The following is a 13,503-nucleotide window of genomic DNA, read 5'->3' as shown; positions in this document are numbered from 1 at the left end:
TTATACACTTTAGTTAATTTCAGTCAACTGTTATGAAAATAGATGCTAATTAATTACATTCGAATTGACATAAATATATTTGGGTTTCTTCTTAACCGTAAGTTTTAAACGGTAAACTAATAATAATTAAATCAATCAAACTTATTCTAAATCCGATGCTAAATAGACTTCTTCGTTATTTTCTATTCCTCATCATTTTAACCGTTATTTCCTGTTCAAAAAAGAAGACAGAAGAAAATGTTGATTCTCACAACCATCTTTTCACTGCATTGGATAGTACCCAAACAGGAATATCATTTATCAATACCATAGAAAACGAAGAGGATTTTAATATTTTTCTATACCGTAATTTTTATAACGGTGGTGGCGTTGCAATAGGAGACATAAATAACGACGGTCTTCCAGATATTTATTTAACAGCCAATCGTAAAAAGAATAAGCTCTTTCTTAATAAAGGTGATTTTACCTTTGAAGATATTACAGAGTCTGCCGGTGTCTACGGAACTAAAGCTTGGTCCACCGGAGTTGTATTGGTTGATCTTAATGCAGATGGCCTTCTGGATATTTATGTATGTAATGCGGGTAATATTAAAGGTGATGACCAAAAAAATGAACTCTTCATCAATAACGGAGACCTCACCTTTTCTGAGAAAGCAGAAGAATATAATTTAGCAGATAGCGGATTTACTACACATGCTGCATTTTTTGATTATGATAAAGACGGAGACCTCGATGTTTACATGCTTAACAACAGTTTCATACCAGTTGCAAGTTTAGGCTACGAAAACAAACGTGATTTACGAGCAGAAGACTGGAATGTGGTTGAAGAGATAAAAGGTGGTGGTGATAGGCTTTTTAGAAATGACAATGGAATATTTACTAATGTAAGTGAAGAAGCAAACATCTATGGAAGCCTAGTCGGATTTGGATTAGGAGTTACCATTGGTGATATCAATAATGATCTATACCCGGATATTTACGTTTCCAACGATTTCTTTGAGCACGATTATCTATACATCAACAATCAAGATGGAACTTTTACAGAAAGCATAAAGGACTGGGCCAATCATTTGAGTCTCTTTTCAATGGGCGCGGATATGGCAGACATAAACAACGATGGAAAATCAGATATTTTTGTAACTGATATGTTGCCAGAAGGAGATGAGCGCCTTAAGAACACAACAACCTTCGAAACCTTTGATACCCATCAACTTAAACTCCAAAATGATTACTACTACCAATACATGCAGAATACACTTCAGCTAAACCAAGGAAGTTCCTTCTCCGAAATCGCCAATTACAGCGGTGTTTCTGGAACCGACTGGAGTTGGGGTGCATTATTGTTTGATATGGACAATGATGGCTATCGAGACATTTATGTATGTAACGGCATTTATCACGATTTGACCAATCAAGATTTTATTGACTTTTTTGAAGACGTTACAAGGCAACAAACGGCCGTTTATGGAAACAAAGATCAAAAAAATGAAGTAATCAATGCAATGCCCTCTACCCCTATTCCAAATTATGCATTTAAAAACAATGGAGATTTAACATTTTCAAATTCTTCTGAAGATTGGGGATTAAACACCCCCAGTTTTTCAAACGGAGCAGCATATGGGGATTTAGATAATGATGGAGATTTAGATATCATAGTAAATAATGTAAACCAAGAACTCTTTATATATAGAAACAATGCTGAAAAGAACGGAAACAACTACCTTAAAATAGACTTAAAGGGAGATGTTCCCAATACCTTCGGTATAGGAAGTGTTGTTGAACTTTTTACAGATAATGAAATCATTAGGCAGGAATTGATTCCCTCAAGAGGGTTTCAATCTTCTGTTGCTTATGAAATGACAATAGGTCTTGGTCAAAAAAAACAGATTGATTCTTTAAGGGTAATCTGGCCAAATGACAAGACGCAAATTCTTAAAAGTGTTGATGTAAATACCTCTCTAATTCTTAAACAAGCGGATGCTAACATTATATTTCAAAATAATTCAGAAAACAAACAACCCTTTTTAAGTGAAATTGGTTCATCAATCGCTTCACATATAGAAGACAAGCATATAGACTTTGATTATGAAGGTCTAATCTCAAAAATGCTTTCCCAAGAAGGTCCAGCAGTTGCCATAGCAGATGTTAATAACGATGGAAATGAAGATGTATTTATAGGAGGTGCAAAGGGAGATCCCGCAAAAATTTATTTACATTCTGGAAATGGCGTACTCAAGCCGGACTATGTACAAGACGTGTTTAGAGCCGACCGCCTTTTTGAAGATACTGCTTCAACATTCTTGGATATTGAAGGAGATGGGGATATGGATTTGGTAGTTGGTTCTGGGGGCAATATACCAGGTGATGCCAAGAATTACACAAACCGAATATATATAAACGACGGAAAAGGAAATTTCTCAAAAAGCCCAAACACCTTAAAAAGCCTTAACACTAATGTTTCAGTTATAGCGCCATATGATTTTGACGCTGATGGTGATGTTGATTTGTTTATTGGCAGCAGAAGTGTTCCGGGTATTTATGGAGTAAATCCTGAGCATTTGCTTTTAGAGAATGATGGCACGGGAAATTTTTCAGACGTAACAGAGAGTAAGGCTTTCCATTTGAAAAACGTTGGTATGCTTACAGATGCCAAATGGGCAGACATTGATGGAGATTCAAAAAAGGACCTTGTTCTAACCGCTGATTGGGGGTCGCCCAAAATTTTCAAGAACAATGGAAGAAGGCTTAGTCCTCTAGCTAATTCACTGGATAGTCTACTTGGCTGGTGGAATACGGTTTATCCTAAAGACTTGGATAATGATGGAGATATTGATTTAATCCTCGGCAACCAAGGAAGTAATTCAGTGTATAATGGCACAAACGAAGCTCCTTCCAAAATGTTCATCAACGATTTTGATGACAATGGTACTATTGAACAGATAGTGACAAGAAGTGTTGAAAATAGAGATGTTCCCATTTCAATGAAACGAGAACTCACCAACCAACTCGTTTCTCTAAAGAAACAAAACCTCAAATTTTCAGATTATGCCACAAAGAGCATTGATGAACTCCTAGATTCTGACATTCTAAAAAACTCCATTATCAAAGAAGCAAATACCACAGAAAGTGTAATTGCAATAAATGATGGTAATGGAAATTTTGAGATAAAACGACTCCCCAAAGAGACGCAATTCTCATGTGTTTGCGATATTAATTGTAGAGATATCAATGACGACGGCAGGATTGATATTATACTTGGAGGCAATAATTACGATTTTAAACCCCAATACAGCAGGCTTGACGCTAGCTATGGTAGTGTTTTGCTATCAAACGAAAATGGAGATTTTGAATGGTTGCCATATGATGAATCCGGCTTTTATGTAAGAGGCGAAATCAAGCATCTTCTTCCTTTTAAAGATAAGAATGATAAAGAGTTCCTTTTTGTAGGCATCAATAATGAAAAGCCAAAAATTTATAGCTACAATCAATAGTTTGATGTGCCCAAATAAAATGTAAACGTTTTCATTTTTATTTGTAGTTTTGCGTTCGTTCAGAATGCTTTCAAAAACAGCCACATACATATTAGTTGCACTTGTGCTAATCGGAACCCTACTTGGGTTTATATCTCCTGCTTTGGCCTTAGCTATAGGTATGATTTGCGGAATCTTCAAAGTAGCTGACCAAGATATCATTCAAAACAGCAAGAAGTTCCAAAAGACCTTACTGCAATTATCTGTTGTAGGTCTGGGTTTTGGAATTCATATGAAACAAGCCATAGAAGTAGGTTCAAATAGTTTTTTCATTACTTTAATTACTATTGTCTGTACATTTATAATTGCTTTTGCGCTCGGAAAAATCCTCAAGTCAGAGAGAATTACAACCATATTAGTAGCCTCAGGTACCGCTATTTGTGGAGGTAGTGCCATTGCAGCAGTCAGTCCAAGTTTAAAGGCCGATTCTTCTCAAACTTCCATTTCACTTGCTATAGTATTTTTACTCAATGCAATAGCCTTGTTCATTTTTCCATACATAGGTCATTATTTTGAACTAAGCCAAGTTCAATTTGGGACCTGGAGCGCTATTGCCATACATGACACAAGTTCCGTTGTAGGTGCAGCCCAAGTTTATGGAGAAATAGCGTTAAATGTTGCCACTACCACAAAATTAGTGAGGACTTTATGGATTATACCTTTGGTATTAATCATTTCTTTTGGCTCAAACTCTAAGGAAAAGTTTGCCTTTCCGTGGTTTATTTTTGGTTTCATCGGAGCTATGCTCATTAATTCCTACGTCCCATCAGCAGAACTCTTCAGTGAGCATATTGTTTGGATTGCCAGAAAAGCATTGATTTTCACACTTTTCCTAATTGGCCTGCAGATTAATATCGCCCAGCTTAAAAAACTTGGCTTCAATATTTTAATTGTTGGTATTTTTACTTGGATAGTTTTAGGTGTTGTATCCTTACTTTATGTTTTAAATTACATCTAATCTTTTGAACATTTTGTTGAAAAGACGATGAACAATCTTAATGGTTGATTTATATGGCCGGAATAAAAGAAATCGCCAAAATTACTGGACTATCATTGGCAACTGTTTCCAGGGTTTTCAATGAAAGCCATCTGGTCTCGCCCAAGACACGAGAAAAAGTGCTCAAAGCGGCCGAAGAATTGGATTACCAACCTAATATCATGGCGGCGGCACTACGCAGCGGAAAAAGCAAAATCATTGGGGTAATTGTACCCGAAGTAAACAATTTCTTTTTTAGTGGGATTATCAATGGAATAGAGAAAATTGTCAGTGATTCTGGATACAATATCATTATTTCACAGTCCCATGAATTTCAAGAAAAGGAAAATGAAGCTTTAAATTCATTTTTAAAATTGAAGGTTGAGGGTATTCTAATCTCTATCTCTAAAGAAACAACTGATTTTTCCTTAATTCAAAAAATCATCAATAGTCAAGTACCTGTTATCTTTTTTGACAGGATTCCCAACCTTAAGCAAATAAATTCGGTGACATTAGATGATTATAGAGGAGCATTTTTTGCAACAGAACATTTAATAAACCAAGATTGCAAAAATATTATTCATATTGCCGGTGATTCCAAAGTTTCAATTTTTGACGAAAGACGAAAAGGATTTATTGATGCTGTTTCAAAAAGTAGGCATAACACTATCAAACATTCTATTCTTGAGCTTACCACCAATGTCAAAATTGATTTGGAGGTTCTTCAAAAAGCGTTTAAAACTAATCCAAATATTGACGGGATTTTTGCATTTGGTGATGAAATTGGGCTACATGCTTTAAATCTGCTCAAAACTATGGATATTGCGGTTCCGGAAAATGTTAAACTTATTGCGTTTGGAAATGCTGACTTCACTAATTTGACCGAGCCAAAAATTAGCACAATAGATCAGCAATGCTCGCAAATGGGAGAATTGGCAGCCAACTTATTACTTAAAAATCTTCAGGACAAAAAAATGGAACCAGAAACCACCGTTTTATCTCCTAAACTAATCGTACGAGATTCCACCAAATAAATTATTGGATACAGAAGTCTAAAATTTCAAAATCTGGGCAATCTGTTTTTGAAGGGTTTCTTCGGCCTCCTTAGTTATGGAATTATCTTCAGAATTCAATAATTTAAAAATAGAGGAAATAGGGTTTTTATTGGGGTGCACATGAATTCCTAAATGGTTCAAAACCTCAGCCAAATGATCCATGCCTCGTAAATTCCCTGCCCTACCGGATGCTATTCCCGTAATACAAGCCTTCTTATCATCAAAGCTTGGTTTGTATTCACGAATAGACATCGCATCCAACAATAATTTTACAATACCAGGATAGCTACCATTATATTCTGGGATAAAAAACCAAAACTTAGTGGATGGTATAAAATACGTGTCTTGAATATGCTGAATCATTTTGGGTTGGTCAGAATCCTTGTACATGTTCTCATAGACAACATTTCCTTCTAGTTCTGATAAATCCAAAAACTTTACCTCACTATCTGTTTCCAAACGAAGTTTGTCATAAACATACCTGGCAAAATGTAAGGTTTTGTTGTTTTTTCTATTGGATCCTGAGATAATTGTAATCATTTAAATGACAAAAGAGATTAAACATAACATTTATGCTGTAAAATTATGAATTTTTATAATGTAAACGTTTACATTTATCATTAATTTATTTAAATTTGAGTGCTAACTCGAATCATTTAATGCACATGAAACTAACAAAAGACAGCATTTCTCCATATATGATCGGCACTATGCGATTGGGAACATGGGGAAGCAATCTTTCCACATCTGAATATGAACAATTTATTGAAGGGTGTCTTGATTTAAATCTTATAGATTTTGACCATGCAGATATTTACGGCCACTATACTACGGAAGAAGATTTTGGCAATGTGCTTAAATCAAGGAAAGACCTCCGCCAAAAAATGCGGATTACCACTAAATGTGGGATAAAGCTGGTTTCAGAAAATCGTCCTGAGCACAAGATAAAATCATATGATTTAACAGTACATCACATAGAAGCATCCGTAGAGAAATCGCTGGCAAGTTTGCAAACGGATTATATAGATGTAATGCTGCTGCATAGACCAGATTACCTTTTTGATCCTTACGAAATTGCTGAAGCAATTTCCAAACTAAAAAAGGAGGGCAAAGTATTGGCCTTTGGGGTTTCAAATTTTTCGCCTTCGCAATTTGATTTGTTAAACTCATTGACTCCATTAGTTACCAATCAAGTTGAAATTTCACTTTTACACCGTAATGCTTTTGAAGATGGCACCTTAGATCAATGCCAGAAACTAAAAGTAATTCCATCTGCTTGGTCTCCGTTGGGTGGAGGCTTGCTTTTTAAAGATAGTACGGACAGCAAAGTCAAGAGTATTCAAAAAACCTTAGCCATATTAGCAGAAAAATATAATGCCGCAAGTGATCAAATTCTTTATGCGTGGCTTAGAAAGCATCCTGCGGGTATAATCCCTGTTTTGGGAACTTCAAAAATTGAACGTATTCAAGCTGCACATAAAGCTTTGGAAATATCATTGACCCATGAAGAATGGTACATGCTCTGGGAAGCTGCCTTAGGAAGAGAAATAGATTAAATAAAATAGATAAAGAAAGAGAAATGGAAAATTCCAAAATAGAAATTAGGTCTCCACATTTAGAAGGAGCTGAAGTATCATGGTTTGCCCCCATTTGTAATGGCGATGATCGTTACTTAGGTGAGCGGAGCATGGATCACAAGAGTACATTTGAAAATGCATCTGAAATATTACTAACTGCAGATAAAAATGGATTCCGAAACATTTTATGCCCTTCTTCTTATCAGGTTGGACAGGATACATTACCCTTTGTTGCTGCAGTAGGTCCTATGACAAAGCAAATCAATTTATTGGCCGCGGTGCGTTGTGGTGAAATTCACCCCCCCATGTTGGGAAGAACGCTGGCTACTATTGATCATATTTTAAAAGGTCGATTTGTTATCAATATTATCTCTTCCCCACTACCTGGTGAAGAAATGTCTTCTGAAGACCGTTATCAACGATCAAGAGAAGTTATAGAAATTTTGAAACAAGGATGGACCCAGGATGAGATTGACTACAAAGGTCAATTTTATAACATGAAACTTTCATCCGACCCGGTTAAACCTTATCAAAATGGAGGTCCATTACTTTATTTTGGTGGTTATTCCCCAGCTGCAGTTGACTTATGTGCCGAGCATTGTGATGTTTATCTAATGTGGCCAGAAACGGAAGGAAATCTAAGAAAGTTAATGGAAAACATGAGCGCCAAAGCCGCAAGTTATGGCCGTAAAATAGATTTTGGACTTAGAGTGCACGTTGTTGTGCGTGAAACTGAAGAAGAGGCAAGGGAATATGCCGATAGTATTGTTTCAAAATTAGGTGTAGAACAAGGAAAAGAAATGCGAGAAAGAGCCTTGGATGCAAAATCCTATGGTGTTAGCAGGCAAGCAGAAATGCGTGAAATCGCTGAAGATGATGGTTACGTAGAACCTAATATGTGGACAGGAATAGGTAGGGGACGCTCTGGATGCGGGGCAGCACTTGTTGGAAATCCTGACCAGATTGTAGAAAAATTAAATCGTTATATGGATATGGGAATCAGGGCATTTATTTTCTCCGGATATCCACATAAAGAAGAATGTGAGCGATTTGCCAAATTGGTCCTGCCACGTCTGAAGACATTTTCTATGCCAATTGCGCAAGGAAAGGTATCCGAAGAAGAACCAATGAGTCCTCTAGGTGCCGGAACACGTATTTAACAAGCTCTTAGGTACTGATTTTAGAAACAAAATAGTATATTACATAATTAAGAATTATTCCATAACCAACCATTAATACCAAACCAATTATGCGAAATTGTTATTTGGAATCTTGTGCTGTGGAATTAACTCATCTAATTGCATAGTCTATGATTGATTTACTAATTGTCAGTGCTTATTTTATTATCGTATTCGTTACTGCGCTTACGGGAAGGACTTCAAAAGAAGCAACAACGGAAGAATATTTTTTAAGCGGCAGAAATCTACGTTGGCATTCAATTGCTTTTTCAACTATTGCTACCAACGTTCAAGGATATCAATTCCTTGGCTTTATGGGTTCTGCCTATTTGTATGGGTTAGCTCAGGCAAATTTTGAAATCAATGCAATACAGGGCTTACTTTTAGCAGCATTCATCTTTGTCCCCATGTATTTAAGGGAAAAAATTATTACGATAACCCAGTTTATTAAAACTAGGTTGGGTAGTACGGTTGCACTATTATATTCCGCCTCAAATATTCTCTTGTTCTCTACTATTACATTAGGAGCCGCATTATTCTGGGGTGCCTATTCGGTAGATTTAGTCTTTGGAGATTTCCTTTCTTTTATACATCAAGATAGATTGATTCGAATCACAATTCTAATTGTTTTCTTAGGGCTTTTCTCAGCTACATACACCTATTTTGGGGGGTTGGCAGCAGTGGTACGTACAGACGTTATACAATTTGGAATTCTATTGACTGGCGGTGTAGTGGTATTATTTATTGCGATATATCATATGGGTGGGTGGTCCCAGCTATATGAAAAGACAGGTGATTTAATGCATTTACATTTACCTGCTGATCATGATACATTACCGTGGACACATATTTTTGGTGCTTTTTTATTAAATATTAATTATTGGTGTGCAAACCAGTCAGTCGTGCAACGTTCATTGGCTGCTAAAAGTTTGAAAGATGTTCAAATTGGACTAATGGTAGGAGGACTTATGAAGTATTTTATGGCCGCCATAATCATTCTACCAGGAATTGCATTGGTCGGTATACTAGGAAAAAATGGACTGCCAGAACCAGACGCTGCTTTCCCATATTTGGTAAACACTTATCTTCCTATAGGGATTAAAGGCCTTGTTTTGTGTGCTTTGTTTGCTTCATTAATGAGTACCGTGGATTCCACATTTAACTCGTTGGCCACTTTATGGTCCATAGATATTTATAAGGTATATGTAAATAAAAAAGCAACGGACCAACAGGTAGTTAGGTCAGGAAAAAGAGCCATTTTATTAGCTTTTATTTCAGGTTCAATCATTGGAATTGTCCTGCTTTACTTAAAGTTTCAAGATCCTGGCGCTGCCTTTACACATACGCTCAATCAATTAAGGTACTTTATTAATTGTGGTATTGTGGTATTGATAAGTGCTGCAGCATTCCTAGCTTTTCCAAAACACAGAGTTGCGCTGTTCGGGTTTGCGGCCACAGTTCCTTTACAATTCTTCTTCTTAGAGTATTTCCCGGACATGAACTATTTTGTTAGAGCCATGTGGGTTATCATAATTGGATTTGTAATTATTTGGTTAGGATCAAGAACTGGATTTATTAAGGACAAATTGAAGCCTGAACCTGCTTCACCTATGCTGGCCAAAGCTGGTATTGGAATGGCATTGTCATTGGTTCTGCTTCATATTATTTTTCACTAAAATAGATAATGAAAAGACGTAGTTTCATTAGTAAAGGGACCTTGGGCACTTTTAGTGCTATCCTTGGAACCGATATCGTCTTTGGGAATACAATACCCTTAGGATATAAACCATTGGCGCTCCAAGACCCTGATCCTTTTAAATTATTTCAGAAGGATTCGGATATGACGGTTCTTAACAACAAACCGTGGAACATTGAAGCGAAAGCCCATCTTTTAGATGATAAAATCACACCTAATAAGTTCATGTTTATTAGGAACAATGGTCTTATTCCAGAAAACATAGATGTTAATAACTGGTCTTTGACCATTGATGGTGAATCAGTTCAAAAAAGTAAAACCTATTCCTTATCAGAATTAAAATCTAAGTTCCAGCAACACACCTATCAACTTACCTTAGAGTGTGGTGGAAACGGGCGTAGAGAGTTCAATCCACCAGCAAAGGGCAATCAATGGACCATTGGTGCTGTATCTTGTGCAAATTGGACCGGAATTCGTCTAAGAGATGTACTGGAAGATGTTGGAATCAAAAATGATGCGGTGTACATTGGGTACCATGCCGCGGACATACATTTAAGTAGAAATCCGGAGAAAGAACCCATTTCTAGAGGCGTCCCAATTGCTAAGGCACAGCAAGATGAAACATTGTTGGCGTTTAAAATGAACGGAGAAGATATTCCATTGGCTCATGGGTATCCATTACGATTGGTTTCAGGTGGTTGGCCTGCGTCTACTTCTGGAAAATGGGTCAATAGAATTAGCATTCGAAACAAGGAACATGATGGTGCAAAGATGACCGGCACTTCTTATCGTGTACCATGTGAACCCGTTGCTCCGGGTGAAAAAGTGGCCGATGAGGATATGTGCATTATTGAATCTATGCCAGTAAAGTCATTGATTACTTACCCTAAGTCTGGGGCTATGATTAAAGAAGGACAATCCTTAAATATTAGAGGTCATGCCTGGGCAGGTGAATTGGAAGTTTCTAAAATGGAGTATTCTATAGATTTTGGATCCACTTGGAATAGTTGCACAATTGAGAAACCAGCTAACCGGTTAGCATGGCAACATTTTTCAGCAAAAATCAGCGGCTTTCCTAAAAAAGGATATTACGAAGTTTGGGCAAGAGCCACAGATTCTCAAGGTACTGGACAGCCTATGCTTCTGCCCGGATGGAATCCAAAAGGATATCTAAATAATGCCTGTCATAGAATTGCAATTAAGGTAGTTTAATCATGTCCTCCGAAAACGAATTTAAACAACAAGTACGTAGCCTTTACCAGAAACTCATTGCCGCTTTTGGCTTGATTGCCATTGCTGTTTTTGCTTTTATTTATGTTGCTTTAAATCCTTCCGTTCTACAAAATAAACCAGAAGAAACTGCCATAATAACCATTCCAGAAGTTGAAGGTAAGATTGAAAACGGGATTCATGTTGTCACTGGTTTTATTGATGGAACAGGACTTACAGAGGTAATCCAAAATTGCACCAATTGTCACTCAGCCAAACTGGTCACGCAAAACAGAATGACCAAAGAAGGATGGGTAGCCACTATCCGTTGGATGCAGGAAACCCAGAACTTATGGGATTTAGGAAATCAAGAGGAAGCTATAGTCAATTACCTTACAACTAACTACGCTCCCCAGAAAAAGGGTCGTCGCGAAGTATTAACGGATATTGAATGGTATCCCTTGGAAAAATAACCCCGTATCAGATTTATTTAGCAAAATAAATATAGATTCCTATTACGATAAAACAAACAATGGCTCCCGCTTGTTTTACATACTTGTATGGTGTTATTTCCACTTGTTTGGTATACTTCTGAACAAAAGCTTCCTTTCTCGGATAGAACTTGCCAATTATCAACATAATCCCGGCATTTAACAGGAATAGAATGGCCATTACATGCAAAAAATGAGGATACGCATCAGCTTCAACAAGTTTCAATGCTGCTTCATCCGTTATTCCAGATGCCTTTGCAGTTTCCAATGCCTTATCTACCATAGCAGGCCCAATAATGAATTGGCTGATAATATAGAGTCCCGAGCCTAAAAATATGGCGATTTTAGCTGCAATTGCAGGTACTCGTTTCGTTAAATAACCAACGACTATAATCGTTAGTATAGGAATATTGTAGATTCCATTGATTTCCTGCAAGTAGTTGAACAAACTGCCAGCCTTGGCAATTAAAGGGGCTATAAACATTGCTGCCAAAGCCAAACAAACTCCAAATACCTTTCCATACTTAACCACCTTGATTTCTGAGGCTTCTTTGTTGATATGCTGCTTATAAATATCTATTCCAAAAAGGGTCACTGAGCTGTTCAACACACTATTAAACGAACTTAGAATTGCACCGAATAATACTGCAGCAAAAAAACCAACCAGATATTTCGGCAATACGGCCCCTACCAAAGCTGGGTAAGCCATATCACTAGATTCTAGATTTCCGTCAAAATAATGATATGCTATCATTCCAGGCAATACTAAAATTAGCGGCCCCAATATTTTTAAGAATGAAGCCAACAACAATCCCTTTTGCCCTTCGGCCAAACTCTTTGCTCCCAAAGCCCTCTGAATAATCTGTTGATTGGTCCCCCAATAAAACAATTGAACCAGCATCATACCGGTAAAAATAGTCGCAAATGGCACTTCTTGTCCATGTTGCCCTGTAGAATCAAATCGTTCTGGATTTGTAGACATTAATGTATCCAACCCAGCAAATACGCTGCCATCACCAATAGCCATCAATCCAAATATGGGTATCAAAATTCCCCCAATCATCAACCCTATGGCGTTGATACTATCCGAAACCGCAACCGCTTTTAATCCACCAAATACTGCATAAATTGAACCAATGACACCAATTCCCCAAATACATATTACAAGGGCAGTATTGTCAGAAACATTCAACAATTCCGGCACATTGAACATACCGCTAATGGCCACGGACCCTGAATACAGGATTACGGGCAACAGTACTACAACATAGCCCGTTAAAAACAGCCCTGATGTAATCGTTTTGGTGGCGACATCGAATCTATCTGCCAAAAACTGTGGAACAGTCGTTAAGCCGCCTTTTAAATATCTAGGCAACAGGAATATGGCCGCAATAACCATAGCAATGGCAGCCAAGGTCTCCCAAGCCATAACAGACAAACCATCCGTATAGGCGCTTCCATTTAAACCAACTATTTGCTCTGTAGATAAATTGGTAAGCAAAAGAGATCCTGCTATCACTCCCGCTGTTAAACTCCTTCCACCTAAAAAATATCCATCAGATGATTTTTCATCAGTACTTCTTGTAGCCAAATATGCAATGACCCCTACTAAAATAGTAAAGCCTAGAAAAGATAATATTCCTAACATGTTGATTTGTTCAGTTTGTTTGTAGTTTATAAATATATTGGATTATTTACCAAAACAACAATTACTATCTTAAGATACCATATAATCATCAAAATATGTTACATATGTTTCTATAAAACATTAACTAATTCGGCTTTCTTTGT

The 13,503-nt window shown here is 37.1% G+C and carries 10 protein-coding genes; 8 read left to right on the top strand and 2 right to left on the bottom strand.

What is annotated here, in order from left to right; genetic code table 11:
• Window positions 1-155 precede the first annotated feature (155 nt).
• The 3 genes from SJY44_RS05035 (at window position 156) to SJY44_RS05025 (ending at window position 5,540) form a co-directional block, all read left to right on the top strand.
• Window positions 156-3,491 (top strand): VCBS repeat-containing protein, encoded by a 3,336-nt coding sequence (locus SJY44_RS05035; protein WP_396591519.1) that lies wholly within the window; start codon window positions 156-158, stop codon window positions 3,489-3,491.
• Window positions 3,492-3,555: 64 nt separating this feature from the next.
• Window positions 3,556-4,488, top strand: a complete 933-nt coding sequence (locus SJY44_RS05030) for a YeiH family protein (protein WP_396591518.1) — start codon at window positions 3,556-3,558, stop codon at window positions 4,486-4,488.
• 53 nt (window positions 4,489-4,541) lie between these two features.
• Window positions 4,542-5,540, top strand: a complete 999-nt coding sequence (locus SJY44_RS05025) for a LacI family DNA-binding transcriptional regulator (protein ID WP_396591517.1) — start codon at window positions 4,542-4,544, stop codon at window positions 5,538-5,540.
• 18 nt (window positions 5,541-5,558) lie between these two features.
• On the opposite strand, the gene SJY44_RS05020 is transcribed toward SJY44_RS05025, so the two are convergent.
• Window positions 5,559-6,101 carry an NADPH-dependent FMN reductase gene (locus SJY44_RS05020; RefSeq protein ID WP_396591516.1) on the bottom strand — a complete coding sequence of 181 codons (543 nt, stop codon included), beginning with the start codon at window positions 6,099-6,101 and terminating at the stop codon, window positions 5,559-5,561.
• Window positions 6,102-6,226: 125 nt separating this feature from the next.
• Here SJY44_RS05020 and SJY44_RS05015 point away from each other — a divergent pair, with 125 nt between their 5' ends.
• From SJY44_RS05015 to SJY44_RS04995, 5 genes are all read left to right on the top strand, one after another.
• Window positions 6,227-7,117, top strand: coding sequence for an aldo/keto reductase family oxidoreductase (locus SJY44_RS05015; protein ID WP_396591515.1), 891 nt, complete (start codon window positions 6,227-6,229; stop codon window positions 7,115-7,117).
• Between the two features lie 23 nt (window positions 7,118-7,140).
• The gene (locus SJY44_RS05010; RefSeq protein WP_396591514.1) at window positions 7,141-8,298 is read left to right on the top strand and encodes an LLM class flavin-dependent oxidoreductase; all 1,158 of its coding nucleotides are present in this window, start codon (window positions 7,141-7,143) and stop codon (window positions 8,296-8,298) included.
• Between the two features lie 149 nt (window positions 8,299-8,447).
• On the top strand, window positions 8,448-9,992 hold the full coding sequence (locus SJY44_RS05005; protein ID WP_298924328.1) for a sodium/solute symporter: 1,545 nt from the start codon (window positions 8,448-8,450) through the stop codon (window positions 9,990-9,992).
• An 8-nt stretch (window positions 9,993-10,000) separates the two neighbouring features.
• Window positions 10,001-11,224 carry a sulfite oxidase gene (locus tag SJY44_RS05000; protein WP_396591513.1) on the top strand — a complete coding sequence of 408 codons (1,224 nt, stop codon included), beginning with the start codon at window positions 10,001-10,003 and terminating at the stop codon, window positions 11,222-11,224.
• A gap of 2 nt (window positions 11,225-11,226) precedes the next feature.
• Window positions 11,227-11,694, top strand: coding sequence for a monoheme cytochrome C (locus tag SJY44_RS04995; RefSeq protein WP_396591512.1), 468 nt, complete (start codon window positions 11,227-11,229; stop codon window positions 11,692-11,694).
• Between the two features lie 13 nt (window positions 11,695-11,707).
• Here the strand turns inward: SJY44_RS04995 and SJY44_RS04990 are convergent, their stop codons facing one another.
• Window positions 11,708-13,360 (bottom strand): solute:sodium symporter family transporter, encoded by a 1,653-nt coding sequence (locus tag SJY44_RS04990; protein ID WP_396591511.1) that lies wholly within the window; start codon window positions 13,358-13,360, stop codon window positions 11,708-11,710.
• Window positions 13,361-13,503 lie beyond the last annotated feature (143 nt).

This window comes from Allomuricauda sp. R78024, from assembly GCF_044596045.1.
In the GTDB taxonomy this organism is placed as follows: Bacteria; Bacteroidota; Bacteroidia; order Flavobacteriales; family Flavobacteriaceae; genus Flagellimonas.
This window is presented reverse-complemented; position numbering and strand designations above follow the sequence as displayed.

Bases quoted from the DNA above. Each gene is read 5' to 3' on its own strand.
- SJY44_RS05035 (WP_396591519.1), top strand. From the start codon at position 156: ATGCTAAATAGACTTCTTCGTTATTTTCTATTCCTCATCATTTTAACC.
- SJY44_RS05030 (WP_396591518.1), top strand. From the start codon at position 3,556: ATGCTTTCAAAAACAGCCACATACATATTAGTTGCACTTGTGCTAATC.
- SJY44_RS05025 (WP_396591517.1), top strand. From the start codon at position 4,542: ATGGCCGGAATAAAAGAAATCGCCAAAATTACTGGACTATCATTGGCA.
- SJY44_RS05020 (WP_396591516.1), bottom strand. From the start codon at position 6,101: ATGATTACAATTATCTCAGGATCCAATAGAAAAAACAACAAAACCTTA.
- SJY44_RS05015 (WP_396591515.1), top strand. From the start codon at position 6,227: ATGAAACTAACAAAAGACAGCATTTCTCCATATATGATCGGCACTATG.
- SJY44_RS05010 (WP_396591514.1), top strand. From the start codon at position 7,141: ATGGAAAATTCCAAAATAGAAATTAGGTCTCCACATTTAGAAGGAGCT.
- SJY44_RS05005 (WP_298924328.1), top strand. From the start codon at position 8,448: ATGATTGATTTACTAATTGTCAGTGCTTATTTTATTATCGTATTCGTT.
- SJY44_RS05000 (WP_396591513.1), top strand. From the start codon at position 10,001: ATGAAAAGACGTAGTTTCATTAGTAAAGGGACCTTGGGCACTTTTAGT.
- SJY44_RS04995 (WP_396591512.1), top strand. From the start codon at position 11,227: ATGTCCTCCGAAAACGAATTTAAACAACAAGTACGTAGCCTTTACCAG.
- SJY44_RS04990 (WP_396591511.1), bottom strand. From the start codon at position 13,360: ATGTTAGGAATATTATCTTTTCTAGGCTTTACTATTTTAGTAGGGGTC.